The organism is Terriglobia bacterium (genome assembly GCA_036496425.1).
In the GTDB taxonomy this organism is placed as follows: domain Bacteria; phylum Acidobacteriota; class Terriglobia; order 20CM-2-55-15; family 20CM-2-55-15; genus 20CM-2-55-15.
This window is the reverse complement of record DASXLG010000369.1, coordinates 1-16,469: the sequence shown is the minus strand read 5'-3', so window position 1 is coordinate 16,469 and position 16,469 is coordinate 1. Positions and strand designations below refer to the sequence as shown.

Here is a 16,469-nt window from a genome sequence, read left to right as displayed (position 1 = left end):
CACGGCGCGGAATACAGCCTCACCCTGCTTCCCAAAGCGATGCTGGAAACGGTGGTCCCGGACGAGCTTGCCGACCAGGTCGTCACGACGATCATCGAAACCGGCCGTACCGGCGAAATCGGAGACGGCCGCGTGTTTGTCTACCCCGTTGAACACAGTTACAACGTGCGCACGGGAGAGCAGGACGTTTAGGAGATCCGCGGCGGAGGAGAGGAAAATGAAGGACGAGACGAAAACAAAAGCTGTCGAAACGCTCAATAAAATTCTCGAAATGGAACTCGCCGGCACCATTCATTACACGCACTATTCGTTCATGGTGTTTGGCTATAACCGCATCCCGATCGTCAGCTGGATGGAACAACAGGCGACGGAATCCATGGCCCACGCCCGCGCGGCCGGCGAACTGGTCACGCAGCTGGGCGCCCATCCCTCACTCGCAATCGGACCATTGCTGGAGACTCATAAGCACGATATCGGCGACATTCTTCGCGAGTCTCTGGCGCATGAGCAAAAGACCCTCGTCGAGTACGAAAAACTGCTGACCCTGGTGCAGGGAGAAGACGTCATGCTGGAGGAGTTCGCGCGGGAGCACATTTACCTCGAACGCCTGCACATCGGCGAAGTGGACAAAATGCTGCGAAAACCAGGGGATATCGAAAGTATCGAAAAGGCCGCGAAGAAGTAAGCGCAGCAGGGACTGATGGTAGAATCGTTCCTGCGCTTATATGAAAAAGGTTGTCATCGCCGGTCTGCTGGCGGCATTCGGAGCCGCCCTTTTCCTTTCAGCGGCAGACACGAGTTTCCCGATCTATTTCCCGAATTCGAAGCTGCTGGTGAAGGCCGACGTCATGAATCGCACGGTCTACCTGCCGGTAAAGGAGATCGTCCAGCAGATGGGCGTGCCTTACACGGATGCGATTGCGCTCGAAACTTTGACGATGCGCTCCGGAAGTAACCGCCTCGTCGTCACGAAAAACAGCGCCCTCATTTCATATAACGATCAGATCATCCTTTTGCCGAACCCTATCCTGCGGGAAGACAACCGGTGGCTTGCGCCGGCGGAATTCCTGACGATGGGCCTGACCCGGCTGACGGGAACGGAATTCCGCTACCGGCCGGGCACTTCTAGGATTTTCGCCGGCAACATCGAAGCCCCGGAGCTGGAAATGAATGCGCAGACACTGGGGCCGATCACTCGCGTTACCCTGCGCTGCGCCGTTCCGATCACTCTCGAAGTCAAGCGCGAAGATCCGACCAAAGCAGTCCTGACTATCGATCACACGCCACTGGATCCCACGCGGGAGCGAGTCGATCATCGCGATCGCCTGTTGCACTCAGTGGCTTTCGACGATTCGGACGGGCAGTCGAAAATCGTTCTGGACATGGTGCGCGAGGTCGCGGATCTTCGCGTGACGTCGGCGGAGAACAATCGCGTCTACTTCATCGATTTATCCCGTACGCCGGAACCGCTGACGGCAGCGCCTCCTGCGGCCGAGCCTCCAGCAGCGGCGGCGACAAAGCCGGATGCGGTTCAGGCCGAACGCAAAGTGCGCGTCGTGGTCATTGATCCGGGACATGGCGGCATGGATACCGGCGCAAAAACAGCGGCATTCGCTGAAAAGGATCTGACTCTGACGCTCGCCCGCAAGCTGAGAGCCGCGCTGCAGAGCAGGCTCGGAGCCACGGTGCTGCTGACCCGCGATTCCGATGCGTCCATGAACAATGAGGCCCGGTCGGCGGTCGCGAACAACAATCAGGCAAATCTGTTCATCAGCCTGCACGTGGGATACTCACCGAACGAGGCGGACTCCGGATCGTCCGTGTTTGTCATGAAGGAAGACTTCGGCGAGAGTTCGGCGCCGGCATCTTCGGCGCGCGATCGGCTGTTCCTGCCGTGGTATCTCGGCTATCGGATGCACCGGCCGGGGAGCACGGCCGCCGCCAGCATCCTCGAAGAGGAATTGAACAAAGGAATACCGGCGTGGAAGTTTACAGTCCGGACGGCGCCGCTCGCCGTGCTGAGCAGCGCCACGATGCCGTCGCTGATACTGGAAGTCGGAAATCTCAACAATCCCACAAGCGCCCAGACGCTGGTGGACAGCGGATTTCAAACCCGGCTTGTAAATAGCATCGTGGACGGCGTCCAGAAATTCTCGGAATCCCCGCAGGCGGCGAACTAGGATGCCGAGACACATCAAAATCAGCCTGATCGTCCTCGGAATCGGCCTCGCGGTCGCTCTCGGTTTTTTCGTCGATGTCGTCGGCAGAGTTCAATCCTTGATGAGAAGCGACAAGGAAACGGAAGAAAATCCGTTCAAGCCGCCGACCCAACCTCTGTATGCGCAAGGCGACCCGCCGCTGTCCGTCAAAGTATTTTTCCCTGCAGCGAGCGGCGAGGTGCTGCTCACCGCCGAAGACCAGACGATTTTCAAATCGGCGGAGCTGGGCAATCGCGCGCGCCAGATTCTGCAAAAACTGCAGGAAGGTCCGCACTCGGACCAGATGTTTCCATCGCTTCCTAAAGACACAAAGCTGCAGGACCTCTTTATTTCCGAACAGGGAATCGCCTTTGCGGATTTCTCGAATGCGATTGCCATGAATCATCCGGGCGGAGTGGAGAACGAAATGGCGACGATCTATTCCATCGTCGATTCCCTCATTTATAATCTTCCGGAGATCAAGCAGGTGAAGATATTGGTGGGTGGTGTTGAAAAGGAGACACTCGCGGGCCATTGCCTTCTGCTTCTGCCGCTGGACATGGACCTGTCGATGACAAACGTGATGCCGCATGAAGACAAGACCGCGTTACTCGAAAAATGAGATCTGAAGGACGCGCCCATAACCAGTTGAGATCCGTCCGGATGACTCCGGGTTTCATCAGTCAGGCCGAAGGATCCGTGTTGATCGAGGTCGGCCGGACGCGCGTGATCTGCACGGCGAGCGTCGAGGAATCCGTTCCCGCCTTTCTCAAGGGCCAGGGGAAAGGCTGGATCACTTCGGAATATTCGATGATTCCGCGCGCGACCAACACGCGTACGACGCGTGAGTCGACGCTCGGAAAGAAATCCGGACGCACGCAGGAGATTCAAAGACTGATCGGCCGTGCGCTGCGGGCATCCATTGAACTGGGAAAACTGGGTGAGCGGCAGATCTGGATCGACTGTGACGTCATACAGGCGGATGGCGGGACGCGCACCGCATCGATCACAGGCGCGTTTGTGGCTCTGTGTCTCGCGATACGGAAGCTTCAGGACTCGAACGCTCTCAGCCAGAATCCGATCCGCTCGCACGTGGCGGCGGTCAGTGTCGGCATCATCAAAGGGGTTCCGATGCTCGATCTGGATTATCCCGAAGACTCCACCGCCGACGTGGATTTCAACCTGGTCATGACCGACCGGAACGAGTTCGTGGAGATTCAGGGAACCGCCGAGCGTGATCCGTTCGGCACAACCGCATTGAACCAGTTACTCGACCTCGGCCGCTCGGGAATTCACGAATTGATCGAGATTCAGCGTAAGACGCTGGCGATGTGAACAGACTCGTCATCGGGACGACGAACGCGGGAAAGGTCATCGAAATCCACTCCGGGCTTGGCGCGAGCCCGGGATGGCTGCTTGAACCGCTTCCTCCAGGCACTCCTACGGTCGAGGAAACAGGCACAACATTTCTTGAAAATGCGATCCTGAAGGCGGAGCACTACAGCCGGTTCGCCTCCGATCTGACGCTTGCCGACGATTCCGGCTTGTGCGTCGCGGCCCTCGGGGGTCGGCCGGGCGTCCATTCCGCAAGATATGCGCCCGATCCTCCGTCACGGATCAAACGCATTCTGGGTGAAATGGAGCCGGTTCCGGACGGAAAACGCGAAGCGGCGTTCTACTGTGCACTCGCCGTTGCGCGGGAAGGCAAAACGGTATGGACCGTGCAGGGCGATGTTCATGGCGTGATTGCGCACACGCCGTCCGGCACGTCGGGATTCGGGTACGACCCGGTCTTTCTATTGCCCGATTTGAACCAAACCATGGCCGACTTGACCACTGAGGACAAGAATCGGCTCAGCGCCCGCGGTAAAGCATTGATGGAATTACGAAAATTCCTGCTATCCCGTTGAGACTTTTTGCTGTCCCCGGCGTCTGTCTGTTGGGTATCGTGAAATGAGAGGAGTTCCGAAATGATTGGATGGCTTATTCTTGCCGCAGTTCTGCACCAGGGTCCGAAGTCAATCGACGTGGATCCCGCGAAAATTCTGCCGGTGGTGGTTGTGCCGGCAGGAACGGTAATACCCATCACGCTGACGAGCAGCATCTCGACAAAGCACTCGAAGGATGGCGACGGTGTCTACGGCAGAACGTCGTTCCCCATTACGGTGGATAACAAGATCGTTATTCCCGAAGGCTCGCACGTTAAAGGCAAGATCAGCGAAATCAAACGCCCAGGAAAAGTAAAAGGCAAAGCGGAGCTGACGTTGAATTTTCAGACCCTCGTGCTGCCCAGCGGCGTGAACATCGCGATTTACACTTCGCTGCGCGGAACGGGCTCTGCCGGCGACCGCAAGGGTGAAGCCGGCGTTCAAGGAGACGCGAGCAAGGGTCAGGACGCATCGACAGTCGAGCGGACGACCGTCGAAGGCGCCGGCATCGGAGCCATTGCGGGCCGCTCGGCTTCCGGAGCAGGAGTCGGCGGCGCTGCGGGAGCCGCAGTCGGAACCGCTGCGGTGTTGCTGACACGCGGCAAGGATCTCGTGCTGGGTCCCGGCACGACGCTCGAAATCGTGCTGGACCGGCCGATCGAGCCGTAACGCTCAACGAGGCGGGTATACAGATCTTCGGTCTGCCGGAGCATCCGGCCGATCGAGAATTCCTGAATAATCCGCTGTCTCCCCGCCTCGCCAAAAGCCCGCGCCATCCCGAAATTGTCTGCCAGGCGCGTGATCGCTCGAGCGATCGCATCGGCATCCCCAGGTTCCACCAGCAGACCCGTCCTCTCGTCCTCAACCAATTCAGGATTTCCGCCGACGCGCGTGGCCACCACCGGAAGGCCTGTTCCCATCGCTTCCAGAATGACGTTGGACAATCCCTCCGTCAGCGAGGGATGGACCACCATATCGACTTCGCGCAGAATCTCGCACACGTTCCGGCGCTCTCCGGTGAAGATGACCCGATTGCCCAGGTTCAACTCACGCGCCAGGCGTTCCAGTTCCGATCCGTAATTCCGTTCTGACGACAGCACGCCGATCATCAGAAAGCGGAAGTCCCGCCCCTGCTCCGCCAGAATGCGCGCCGCGCGCAGATAAAGATCGATTCCTTTACCGGAAACGACGCGCCCGATGCAGGCGCACAACGGCACATCCGCAGGAATTCCGAATTCTTTTCGAATGCCGCCGCCTTCGCGTTTCCAGCCGGTTTTTGCAGGCACCTCGATTCCGTTGCGGATAACTTCGACCTTTTCTTCCTTCACGCCCTGCGCCAGCAGCCAGTCGCGGCCGGCGCCGCTGTTGGCGAGCACGGAATCCGCGAGCGAGCACACCAGCTTCAGAACACGGACCTTCGATGGAGTCATGTACGCTCCCGCATCGCGGACCGAAGCGATAATTCTGGGCCGCAGGGACAACTTCGCAGGAGGAACCGCAAACACATCGGGATACCAGCCATAAGCGTGGACAATATCGATCCGGCGCGCGCGAAGATCTCTGGCAAAGCGAAGCTGGCTCCAGAGGCTGTGCCGATTGTAGAAGCTTCCTTTCAACGGATAGAGATGCACCGGCATCTCCTGCCGCAAGACGTCGAGCAGCGGGCCGTCGCGCTTCATACATGCGATCTCGACTTCGAATCGCGAGGCATCCAGCCCATTCGCGACATGAACAAACTGCCGCTCGGTGCCCCCAATGAAGAAATGGTTGAGAAATTTCAGGACTTTTATGCGATTCGTATTCACCGGATCAAATACTCCACCACATCAATGCAGACAAGGCTTGCGGCACAGGCCCGCGATCGGCGGCATCCAGCAGACGTTCCATCAAGCCGCGCGGACCGGCCGCGGGCCTATGTGCCGGCGGTTGTACCGGCAGGGACTTCAGGATTCCCGCAGGCTGTTTCCGCAACAGGTCCTGGACAGCGGCAAGAAGCCCGTTCTGGTATCGCTGTTTCACAATCCGGCACTTTCCCTGCCTCGCCAGGTCTCGTATCAGCGGTGAACAATTCGCCGGGGCATATGCGAATTCCGCCGCGGCAAGCATGCCGATGTCGTGCTGAGAATCGCCGATGGCCGTTACCGGAACATCGGAACGGCCGGCGAGCCGCCGGACGGCTCGGAGCGCAGAGCCCTTGCTGGTTCGCTTTTGAACGATATATGTATCGGCGCTCCGCCACACATACGACAGCTTCGAAAATTCCGGCCGGTTCAGGAGGTGCTTGATTTCGTCGGTCTTCAGGCCGACGGTCCCGCCGCCTGCATATCGATATATCCGGATGGAATATTCATAGCCAGGATCGATGAAAACGCCGGGAATGCTCCGGATAACTTCGCGGCACGCTGCCAGCTGTTCGGCTGCCGCCGCATCGATCAACGGCACCTCGCGCCCGTTCACCGCATCGAGAAAGACGCTTCCGAATTCGGCGATGCCGCCCGGGAAACCATACGCATCGCAGTACTGGCGAACGTGCTGAATACTGCGGCCGGTGTTGGGCACGATCGAAAAGCCGTGGGCGCGGAGCAGCGCAACGGATTGGAGTCCACAGCGCGAGGCGTGCGGGAATCCGAGCAGCTCGTGATCGAACACACCATCGAGGTCCATGAAGAACAGTGACGGCGACCACGTGCCGGTTTGAGAGGGCACTCGAATGAACTGGGCGCAAAACTCATTCATCGAGTACACCAGGAAGCTTCGTGCATACAGGCGGCGCTCGTTGTTTTTCTCGACCTCGCGGCCACTTTTGATCGCGCTTGCTGCGTACTGCATTGCAGTCGTGCCATAGAGGATCTTATGAATGAGGATGCGGTCCTCAACCGAGGAGTCGCCGCTTGCTTCGGCGTAAGTCCGTACAAGTTCCTGCTCGGCCTGTTTCGGCAGCCGGAATTCATGAATAGCCGCCGCAAGATCGTAGGCTGGATCGACGATATCCAGCTCGCCGCCGCCAAAATTGTGATGCTCGAAGTCGGCTTTGAAGAGGCCATCCGCCGTTTTCAGCCACTCGTCCGGGCGCATCCTGCCGTCGATAAAGGTCGGAACGGAGCTAACCGCTTCGGTCAGTTGCTTCCGCAATGCAGGCACTTTGAGCCGATTGACATACGGGCCATAGGCGCCCCGCAGGATATTGGAGATCTCGTCACAGCCGGTCCAGCGATAGGTGCGGCTCTCCCAGCGGCAGTCGCCGCTCAACGCCAGACGCCGCGATCGCGCGGCGATGTAGCGCCCCAGATGGCGGACCATGCCGTCGCCTGCAGTAGCGGCAGGCGGCCGGGCGTTGTCGATCCACTCCGACAGAAGAAGCCCGTTGCGGAAGCCGATCACCTCCGGAACGAATCCTTGAAGCCGCGTTCCGGCAATATAAGCGTGGTATCCAAGCCATCCCCAGCCGGCGCTCTTGAAGAAGATCCGCTTTGAGGCACAATTGCCGCCGCCTTCGCGCAGTTCGACGCTGAAGACACGTTTCTCGCGGACGTGATGTCCGTCTTTCGAGTGTTCGGCCAGCTGTTGGTTGATTTTCTCGGTCGCAGAATCCGGCACAACCCGGACGCCGCAGCCGTTGCCATAGTATTGCTCGCACAACCGCTCGACGTTGGAGGACTCCATCGACGCCACTTTGTACAGCTCCGCCGTCGGGAATGTGAAAACCTGCACCGGCGGCTGGATCCCGGCGCGCTCCGCCCATTTCGTTTGTGCCGGATGAGTCGGCGCAAGGACGGACATCTGTTCAGGCTGAATTCCAAACGTGCGCAGAATTTCGAACGTGAGCCGGAAGGTATGTCCGGTCGAAGGATAGTCGTCGACGATCAACAGATGTTTGTTTTCACGCGCAATGCCGGTGAGCCTTTCCGCTTCCCAGCGCGTGGCGCCGTTCTTCGGACGGATGCTGAACCACGACACGTCGGCGAATCCTTGCTTCTTCAAGTATTCGGTCATGAGCGCCGCAAAGTAAGCCCCCGCGGTACGCAGGCCCAACAGCACGACGCCCGAGTTCTTTGCCCGCGCCGCGGTATCCGAAACCAGGAAACGTTCGATCAGGGTGATCACATCGTGATGTGCCATGTCTTGAGAGCGGAAAGCCTCCGGCAAACGCATCCGCCGTTTCAGCAGGCCTTCCGGCAGACGTTCGGCACAAAGATCGTTCGCGAGATTTCGAATCCGCGCGAATAGCTCCGGCCCGGTGGCGGAATCGGAAATAACGAGCTGACAGACCGCGGCCACGCACTCATCCCAGCGCCGCCGCCAACGCCACGCCGCGCGGTCCTGAACTTTGAACAGCGAGTGAACGGTATCGCCGATCGATTGAACCGCCGAAATGGCCGGCTTCAGCTTTCCAAGGCGCTTCGCCACTGGGTTCAGGTCCAGCCATCGCAACGCGAAGTAGTCGTCCGCAGTACACGCGACGGCACAGGCAAAGAGATAAAGGTTGGCTCTGGATTCTTCCTGTTGCCATCCCGACAGGGATTCAAAAGCATCGATTTCTTCGCGGAATCGATGCAACAGGTCGTCGACGGATAAAACAGGATTCAAACACCAGCTGTATCGTGAATAAAACTGCTGCTCGGCAGCGCGCGCATCTGTCATATGTCGGATCACTCTATGCAACCTGTGTTCCATGTCGAACAACACATTCCCCTCCTGGACATTCCCCGCCTTTCCAAGGCGGGGTGTCCGAGCGATCAAACCGTTAGACGCGAGGACGGGGCGGTTATCCAAGAACCTCGTAGCGCACCTTATTCGTTGAAGTTACTAACCACCCCGTCTGCGCCGCTAAGGAACGGAACCTTCTTCTTGTTGGCGCAGCCACCCCTCCTTGAAAATGAGGGGAATGCCGCCCGGATCGACTTTGTGAACACGATGTCTCCATAATGTCTCCTGACGGCACTCCGCTTGCTCGAACAGCAGCATGGCGCTGACTGCAGATATCCAGCGGGCTTTCGCCGCCGGCGGCCCAAAAATCGTGATCACCCGTGGCCTCCGGAGGCTCGTGCGGCCCGCCTTCAAAATCGGAACATTGATATTCACCGAAGCCGATCTCACGCAGCCGCTCCCGGAACAGCGCCCGGTGCCCGGCATCGTTCCGCGCGAGGCGACAATCGAAGATGTCCGGCTGTTCGAAGATCAGGCCCTCTTCCTGAAGCGCTTCAACGACGGGCATCGCTGTTTCATGGGAATCGAGGAGCAAACCGGGAAGCTGGCGAATTACCGCTGGGTCAATTCGGCGGCGGCGCTCGTGCCGGAACTCGAGCGCTACATCATCTTGAAGCCGGGCGAAGTCTATATCTACGACTTGAACACGCTGCCGGAATTCCGCCGCCGCGGAATCGACGCCTATACCCGTTATTACACCTACAATTACCTGCGTGAAACCGGCTACAAGAAGGTCCTCGCTTACATTCACGGCGACAACCCGCCGAGTCTCCAGGCCTCGCGGCACCTGTTGAAACGCATTGGCCGGCTGTCGTACATTCAGTTTCGCGGCTGCGCCCCCATCATGATCGGCGGCCGCAGCGCTCCATTCCCGGAATTACGCCGGCTGTAGTTTCGCTTCGTGCGCCCGCCGGGTTCGCTCATTCAAATCCCGCAGTGCGAGAACTTCAGCGGCCGCAGGCTCGGGAGTCTCCTCAAGCAATTCCGCAAGAGCCAGAGGCCAACCCGTAGCCTGGCGGATCTGCTCCACGCTCACACCGCGGTGCCTGGACGTCAGGATGAGCTGGCCGGAGACAGGATGGGTTTCAAGAATTCCCAGATCCGTAATAACCGTAATCGGCCCTTTGCAGCGGGCCGTCGTTAGGAAATCCAGCTGCGGCACGAATGCCTTCGGGCTTTGCCGCACGATCACGACGATTTCTTTTGCATGAGCCGCGATGTGCGGCGCGCCTCCGGCGCCGGGCATGCGAACCTTCGGCGATTCGTAATTTCCGATAACGGTCGAATTGATGTTCCCGAACCGGTCGATCTGCGCGGCGCCAAGAAAACCGATGTCGATACGTCCGCCCTGCAGCCAGTAGCTGAATATCTCCGGCACGCTCGCAATCACCACCGCTGTATCGGCGAGCTCGGGATCGGCGACGGACAACGGCGAGAGCCGGGGCCTCGATCCGATCGCGCCCGATTCATACACCAGGATCGCATCCGGCGTAAACAATTCGTGCGCGAGGCACGCCGCCGTGCTGGGCAGGCCCACACCGACGAAACACGCCGCTCGATTCCGGAACCGGCGGGCGGCCGCGATCGTCATCATTTCTTCCGAGGTATAACTGAGCTCTTCACTCATGCCGGCACACACTCCATGACATTGCGATCGATCCATTCCAGAAAACGCGCGCGATCACGCGATATCGCGTCCCATTCCTGGTAGAAGGCGTCGTTGCGCCGGTAATATCCGTGCGCATAAGAAGGACGCGCCCCACCCGGCGCCACAGCGACCGCGGAAAGCATCCAGGATGGAATGACGATTCCACCGGAAACGGGGTCGAACTTCTCACATATCTCTTCAACGGTGACAATCACACGGCTGGCCGCATAGACGGCTTCCTTTTGGACGCCGAGGATGCCCCAGAGTTGAACGTTCCCGTCTTTGTCCGCTCGTTGCGCATGAATGATCGTCACATCGGGATTGATCGCCCGGATCGCGGTGAGCTTTTCGCCGGTAAATGGGCATTCGATGGAACTCAAATCGGGCGAGTGTTTCAGCAGATCGGTATCGGGATATCCCCGTATCGTGCCGAACGGCAACCTGGCAGCGCCGGCTGTGTAAGCAACAGCCATGCTGCCGTGCGTATGTTCTTCGAGCTCGAGCGGGCGCGGCCATCCCTTTTCAACCGCTTCCCTGAAGCGGTGCAACAGCCCGACGCCGGGATTCCCTGCCCAGGAGAAGACGAGCTTCCGGGCACAGCCCATCCCGATCATCTGATCAAAGAGAAGATCCGGAACCAGCCGGATCAGCGTCAGATCGCGGCGCTGCCGGCGGATGATCTCGTGGCCGGCTGCAAATGGAATGAGATGACTGAACCCTTCCAAGGCGACCGAGTCACCGTCGTGAACGAATTCGCCAATCGCATCCTTTAGAGAGATTAGATTTCCCACGGCTGTGGTGAAGCAAATCGCTTTCCAACCCCGTAGGGTTGTTTGTCTGGAAACACGGCCCCGTGAAAGTAGTTTAGCCGCAGATGACGCGGATGGAGTGCGAACAGGGATTTATGATGCGCCCCATCCGCGTCATCTGCGTCATCTGCGGCTAAAAACCTCTTTCGAAGAATCAGAAACTTGCGGGATTTTGACGTGTCCCTGTGCCAGGAAATGTCAGCCTTTCAGAATGACAGAAAAACTGAGAGAATGAGGATTCGGATGGAGGACCAGCAGCTAAAGTCCTTTGTCTTCAGTACGGGGCGTAGCGCAGTTTGGCTAGCGCGCCTGCCTTGGGCGCAGGAGGTCGGAGGTTCGAATCCTCTCGCCCCGATTATCGCAGGAAAATCATTAGCTGATCACAAGAGCGGCAAGTCGACAGACGCAACAGCGTTCCACCCCAGTACATGGCAGGGCTTCGAAATTCGTGGAATAGTTCCTGTTTAACGTCAGCCCAATCCCAACATTTGTCTATGGAATCAGTCTGTTTAATGATTGGTAAGCAATGTGCAGATGATCGGGGAGGCCGATGTGAAGCTTCTGCTGCTCACTCTATTACTACTGCCAAAGCCCAACCCAAACCCGTTGCATCTTGATGCGCAGGGTCGGGCGACCATTTACCTCGAGCCCGGCAAACAATACCGGCTGGAACTACAGGCGAGCGACTGCAATGGTGTTCCAGAGTGGAGCGCGGACGGCGTGTCCGAGCCAAATGACGCAACGAAGAAAGCAGTCCCCGATTGGCAAAAGATGGCATTTTCGATCAAAGGCGGCAGACCGGCGGCAGGGTACTGGATCTGCAGCTACGAGTCCGGCACGCGGACCCCGCTGGCGACCTACGCCGAACCATTTCCAAGCCAGCGGCATCGAGCGCGAGGTGCCCGGATCTGGGTATTTGGAAAGTGAAGGAGGTTGACCTCCGCAAAAATACGGCCGGACGATGGCGAGGACGCCTCCAGATCATGCGGCAACTTCGCTAGAGTTCTACTCTTCCGGTGACAGCTATTCCGTCTGCGGTGCGGTACGTCTCAAAACATTTCGGCCCTGCGAATTCGAGCACGGCGTAGCCATTCGGGTTATATCCCTCGGGGTCTTGAGTCACCCAAAAATTGGGGCCATCCAGGAGCCTGGCGGCGGGAACATGGGGTTGTGCAGTAAGGCGAATCCACTGGTAGATTTTGCCGCCCGCACCGGGCAGGTTGTCCCGAAATGCAGGAAACCCTCCGTGCCCCACGCAACGCCCTTTAAAACCCCACTGCGAATGAGGTTCGTAAAGCACCAACCGGTGCTCGTGCCCCCAGAACCATGCATAGATGCGCTGCTTGTTCAGAAGATCATGCAATTTCTGTTGCAGTTGGGGACCTTGGGAATCCAATTGTGAGAACGGCTGGTGGTGCGAAAACAGAATCAACTTCCGTGTACCCGCGGCGGCGACCATTGAATTTAACCAGTCCACCTGGGTGCCGGCCAGATCGCTGTCGACGTATGCCGTATCGAGCCCAATAATCAGCCAGTTGTCATTCTGCATCGCAAAACAACTCGCCTGTTGATTAAAAAAGTTCTGCAAGGCCGTAAAATAGCCGTGTCCTCCCGAATACATTTCATGATTTCCATTCAAAGTCCGATTCACGCTCTTCCCGTCACGCTTCGGCCAATCGTCCACAAGCCGCCGCACAACTTCGTCGTCTCCACCGGAATAGTAGGTATCACCAAGGTGAAGAACAACATCGCAACGATCCAACTTCGCAACGTGTTGTGAAATAACCGGTGCGCCATACAGTCCAGTGGCCCAATCACCAAAAAGCGCGATGATTGCGTCATTGGCGAGTTTCTCGGGCTCCACCGGAGGATTGATCCAGGGATGTCTTTCGGGTTTAAAAATAAGCTTCCATGACATTCCAATCCAGCCAATCAGATCGGCATTGCTGAACTTGACTTCCACGATTTCCGGAGCTTCGAAATCGCCTCCAGGAGTGCTTATTACGGTAGACGGTTGCACCTGTTGCAGCTTTGCCTGTTCGACAGCATGCTGCGCGATGCTTGTCTGAATTCGGGACGCAAGATCGTCGCGAGGCGACGACATCAGCCCGGCTCCTTTGTCATCTTTTGCGAGTTCGGCGACGGCGTTGTTCCATGCAGCTACCATTGCCGTACCTTGCTGCGTATCGCCTCCTGCAGCGCTCGTGGCCCCATCATTAATAGCCTGGAGAACGTCGCCCGGGTTCTGTTCGAATGCTTCCTGGATATTCCCGTATCGGACTACTATCGGGGTCGCCATGAATCACCTCTGGCTATTGTCCGGCTTTTCCCGGAAGATCCGCAATCAATTCGCGTCAATTTGGACAGCCGTAACGACGAAGTTGCAGCAACAGAGCCATCGCGAAACAGGATGGTATGATTCCGGCGGAGGAATAAAGTGCCCACCGACAACGACGCCACGAAAAATTCAACGACGCAACCAACAAGAAGCCCGGCTCTGGATGCACTGTTCAACTACCCGCTCATGTCTGCGATCACCGATCGCCGGACCCGGCGGATCGCGCGCGGCGCTTCATTGGTGTCGGACGGTCTAAGTTATACCAGTCCGAACCAGCCGCAGCCGCTCTCGCCCCTGGAGGAGGCAATTCTAGTCGTTTCCACGGGGCTCGTCGGCCAGCAAACGATGCATGATGGCCCATTGCAAATCCCGGGTGGAGGCAATGAACTCGGCACACCGTTCCTGAACATTCTGTCGCGTTCGGCCAGCAGTCCCGACAACGCGCAGGCCACCGCGTTCTTCATGCTCAACGATGAGGGAACCTGGCTGTTGAAGCGGCTCAACGGCAAGGACGGCCTCGCGTTCATGAGCCAGTTTCCGCCGAAATGGCCGGACTGGTCGGACAGCGACTGGATCTCGGCAGCCGCAGCGATCAAGGTCAAGCTGTTCGATCAGAGACTCGATTTCCCCCGTCAATTCCCCTACTATCTCGGCTGGAATAAGCAAATCTCGAACCTGCCCGGCACGACCATCTTTTTCCCGGTCGTCGACTGCACCCGCGCCTACATCAATATCATTTTGAACTTGCTGTCGGAGCGCGACGGCCAACGGCCGCTATTCATCGACGACTGGCAATGTTTCAAGCCCGCCGACGTTGTCGAAGCGGCGGAGTGGGCAGCCATCAAGACTGGTCTGGTCGACAAGCAACTGCCGTATCAGGTGGTCGGCGGCCTGAGCCGCGCCCAGGACGGTTGGGTTAATCCGGACATTTACGTACCGCTCGGGCTGGAAACGTCAATGCGGGTTCCTTACGAAGCGTTCTTCCTTTTACAGAACCTGATGCTTCTCGGCCAGGCAATGGGAGTCGGCGGCTGGGTCCACTCCTCAATCGCCCCGCCATACATCTTCCAGCGCGATACTTCAAAGGGCTGGCTTGGTCTCGGATTTCGTATGCAAACTCCAGCCAAACAATGGGATGTGTGGCCGCCGTTGCCGTCCACGCAGCCGAACCCGGTGGGAATCGACGGAGTCCTGGAGGGACTGTGCCCGCCCTACGTCTCATCGATGGACGCTGCGGTCGACCAGGTGCTGGCGGAGAAGTACACCGGTGCGGGACCTTACTCCGATCTCAGCGTCTTCGAGCGGTCATACAATTCCGAGTCGTACGCTCAGAACTACTTGAGCAACGCCGCGCATTATTCACCCCAAAACGTGCAATATACGAAGGACATTTGTAATTACATCTGGGACACTTACGGCCGCTTCCCGGCCCACACCGACGCATTTTACGCGCCGGGAATCTGGCTTCAGTTCTCACACCTGGAGCTGGAGTACTACCAGAAGTTCTACAACCCCGAACTGTTCGCGCGACAGGCGCAACACGCGCAAATGTGGGGGGAAAAGTAGGAGAAAAGGCGGCGAAAACACTCAAGGCGCAGTCCCCCCGGCAAGCTGGGCGATTTTTTTGTCGATGAAACGCTCCGTCAAAGCGGAGATGGTGAGCAACGGGTTCACTCCTAACGCGCTTGGCACCACGGAACCATCGGTAACCGAGAGACCGGCGTGGAGCGAGCCGTCAGCCGCGTACACGCGGCCTGTCGCGTCGACGACACCTTGGGTATAGTCATCTGCCATCGGGCAACCGCCAAGGGGGTGAGCGGTGACGAGGTGCTTCAGGTTGAGAAGCTGCCAGGTTGGATTGGAAATGAAGTTTGCTCTCAACGCCTGGGCCTGCCGGCGGACTGCGTCGTTCAATCTGTCGAAGATCTGCTGTTGACCCGCGTTATCCCACGAGATGCGAATGCAGCCACCGGGTTCCGCCGGTGATGTCTCAAGCTCGATTCTTCCCCGCGAGTTGTCGTGCCCCATAACCAGGTAGAACATCGAGTGGTTGATGGCCCCGTTCGGATTATGGGCGAGGCCAAACGGGTTAAGATCCGCCTGCAAGCGATGCAGCTGGGCGGCTTCATTACCTGTGGTGGTTCTTTCTCCCTGAACGGCGGCGAACAGCGTCTTGACGATATCGATGTAAGCGCTGGGAAATGAGAAATCTTCGATGGCAATACGGTGGTCTTCGGGAACACCGCCAGTGTAGCGAACCAGCCCGACAATGTTTGGTCCCGGTGGCGCGGAATCGCCGGTTGCCGGAACCTGATTGTGCGGGTAACCCAGAAAATCGGTCTCATAGCCGCCGTTGTAGGCCATGCCGAAGAAATCGCCATTACCGCTGAACTTTGTGCCTAAGGCCGGTGAAAGCGAAAGACCGTGCGCCTGAGAGCGAAGCAGTATCCCGGTCGAGTTCAGCGACCCGGCGGCAAGAATGACTTCACCGGCATCCATCAGGAAGCCGCTGCAGTCGTTCAGACCGTTTACCTGTTGACCGTGAACGCGCCATGAGCCGCCGGGCCTTTTCTCGATCCATTGCACTTCGGCTTGCGTCAGGATGGTCGCGCCGGCGTTCTTCGCCATCGGCAGGTAATTCATCATCAGCGTGTTTTTTGCCCCAACTTTGCAGCCGCAGACGCAATTCCCGCAATCGATGCAGGGCTTCTGATCCACGCCGTATGGATTCTTGCCGTCGACGGTGAAATTCACGTTGATATACAGGGGCTCGGCGGATATGCCGAGTTGCTGCGCTCCCACTTCGAGCGCCTTAAACTTTGCCAACTTGTGTTCGCTCAG

The 16,469-nt window shown here is 58.2% G+C and carries 15 protein-coding genes and 1 tRNA gene; 10 read left to right on the top strand and 6 right to left on the bottom strand.

Going from position 1 to position 16,469, the window contains the following annotated elements; genetic code table 11:
* From VGK48_27560 to rdgB, 6 genes are all read left to right on the top strand, one after another.
* Positions 1 to 192: P-II family nitrogen regulator (locus VGK48_27560; protein ID HEY2384949.1), on the top strand; the 192-nt coding region annotated here is incomplete at its 5' end.
* Positions 193 to 217: 25 nt separating this feature from the next.
* Complete coding sequence (locus tag VGK48_27555) at positions 218 to 685, top strand: ferritin-like domain-containing protein (protein ID HEY2384948.1); 468 nt, start codon at positions 218 to 220, stop codon at positions 683 to 685.
* 40 nt (positions 686 to 725) lie between these two features.
* A complete protein-coding gene (locus VGK48_27550; GenBank protein ID HEY2384947.1) occupies positions 726 to 2,180 on the top strand; it encodes an N-acetylmuramoyl-L-alanine amidase in 1,455 nt (484 codons plus the stop codon).
* Between the two features lies 1 nt (position 2,181).
* Positions 2,182 to 2,820, top strand: a complete 639-nt coding sequence (locus VGK48_27545) for a GerMN domain-containing protein (GenBank protein ID HEY2384946.1) — start codon at positions 2,182 to 2,184, stop codon at positions 2,818 to 2,820.
* Positions 2,817 to 3,533 carry a ribonuclease PH gene (gene rph, locus VGK48_27540; protein ID HEY2384945.1) on the top strand — a complete coding sequence of 239 codons (717 nt, stop codon included), beginning with the start codon at positions 2,817 to 2,819 and terminating at the stop codon, positions 3,531 to 3,533. Before VGK48_27545 ends, rph begins: the two co-directional genes overlap by 4 nt.
* A complete protein-coding gene (gene rdgB, locus VGK48_27535; protein HEY2384944.1) occupies positions 3,530 to 4,108 on the top strand; it encodes an RdgB/HAM1 family non-canonical purine NTP pyrophosphatase in 579 nt (192 codons plus the stop codon). Before rph ends, rdgB begins: the two co-directional genes overlap by 4 nt.
* Before the next feature lie 479 nt (positions 4,109 to 4,587).
* Here rdgB and VGK48_27530 read toward each other — a convergent pair whose 3' ends face one another.
* Both VGK48_27530 and VGK48_27525 read right to left on the bottom strand, forming a co-directional pair.
* Positions 4,588 to 5,931, bottom strand: a complete 1,344-nt coding sequence (locus VGK48_27530; GenBank protein HEY2384943.1) for a glycosyltransferase — start codon at positions 5,929 to 5,931, stop codon at positions 4,588 to 4,590.
* Positions 5,932 to 5,935: 4 nt separating this feature from the next.
* Positions 5,936 to 8,767 carry an HAD hydrolase family protein gene (locus VGK48_27525; protein HEY2384942.1) on the bottom strand — a complete coding sequence of 944 codons (2,832 nt, stop codon included), beginning with the start codon at positions 8,765 to 8,767 and terminating at the stop codon, positions 5,936 to 5,938.
* 322 nt (positions 8,768 to 9,089) lie between these two features.
* Between VGK48_27525 and VGK48_27520 the strand changes: the two genes are divergently transcribed.
* A complete protein-coding gene (locus VGK48_27520; protein ID HEY2384941.1) occupies positions 9,090 to 9,725 on the top strand; it encodes a hypothetical protein in 636 nt (211 codons plus the stop codon).
* Here the strand turns inward: VGK48_27520 and VGK48_27515 are convergent.
* Positions 9,711 to 10,460: a CoA-transferase gene (locus tag VGK48_27515; GenBank protein HEY2384940.1), complete on the bottom strand. Its 750-nt coding sequence runs from the start codon at positions 10,458 to 10,460 to the stop codon at positions 9,711 to 9,713. The two genes, VGK48_27520 and VGK48_27515, sit on opposite strands and share 15 nt — an antisense overlap.
* Positions 10,457 to 11,272, bottom strand: coding sequence for a CoA-transferase (locus VGK48_27510; GenBank protein ID HEY2384939.1), 816 nt, complete (start codon positions 11,270 to 11,272; stop codon positions 10,457 to 10,459). Before VGK48_27510 ends, VGK48_27515 begins: the two co-directional genes overlap by 4 nt.
* Positions 11,273 to 11,570: 298 nt before the next feature.
* On the opposite strand from VGK48_27510, the gene VGK48_27505 reads away from it, so the two are divergent.
* Together VGK48_27505 and VGK48_27500 are read left to right on the top strand one after the other, a co-directional pair.
* Positions 11,571 to 11,645: transfer RNA gene (locus tag VGK48_27505), tRNA-Pro, on the top strand.
* 197 nt (positions 11,646 to 11,842) lie between these two features.
* Positions 11,843 to 12,217 (top strand): hypothetical protein, encoded by a 375-nt coding sequence (locus VGK48_27500; protein ID HEY2384938.1) that lies wholly within the window; start codon positions 11,843 to 11,845, stop codon positions 12,215 to 12,217.
* A 70-nt stretch (positions 12,218 to 12,287) separates the two neighbouring features.
* Here VGK48_27500 and VGK48_27495 read toward each other — a convergent pair whose 3' ends face one another.
* The gene (locus tag VGK48_27495) at positions 12,288 to 13,589 is read right to left on the bottom strand and encodes a metallophosphoesterase (GenBank protein HEY2384937.1); all 1,302 of its coding nucleotides are present in this window, start codon (positions 13,587 to 13,589) and stop codon (positions 12,288 to 12,290) included.
* Positions 13,590 to 13,727: 138 nt separating this feature from the next.
* Here VGK48_27495 and VGK48_27490 point away from each other — a divergent pair, with 138 nt between their 5' ends.
* On the top strand, positions 13,728 to 15,194 hold the full coding sequence (locus VGK48_27490; GenBank protein HEY2384936.1) for a hypothetical protein: 1,467 nt from the start codon (positions 13,728 to 13,730) through the stop codon (positions 15,192 to 15,194).
* Between the two features lie 21 nt (positions 15,195 to 15,215).
* Here VGK48_27490 and VGK48_27485 read toward each other — a convergent pair.
* Positions 15,216 to 16,469, bottom strand: a 1,254-nt coding sequence (locus VGK48_27485) for a GMC oxidoreductase (GenBank protein ID HEY2384935.1), incomplete at its 5' end; no start/stop codon positions are given.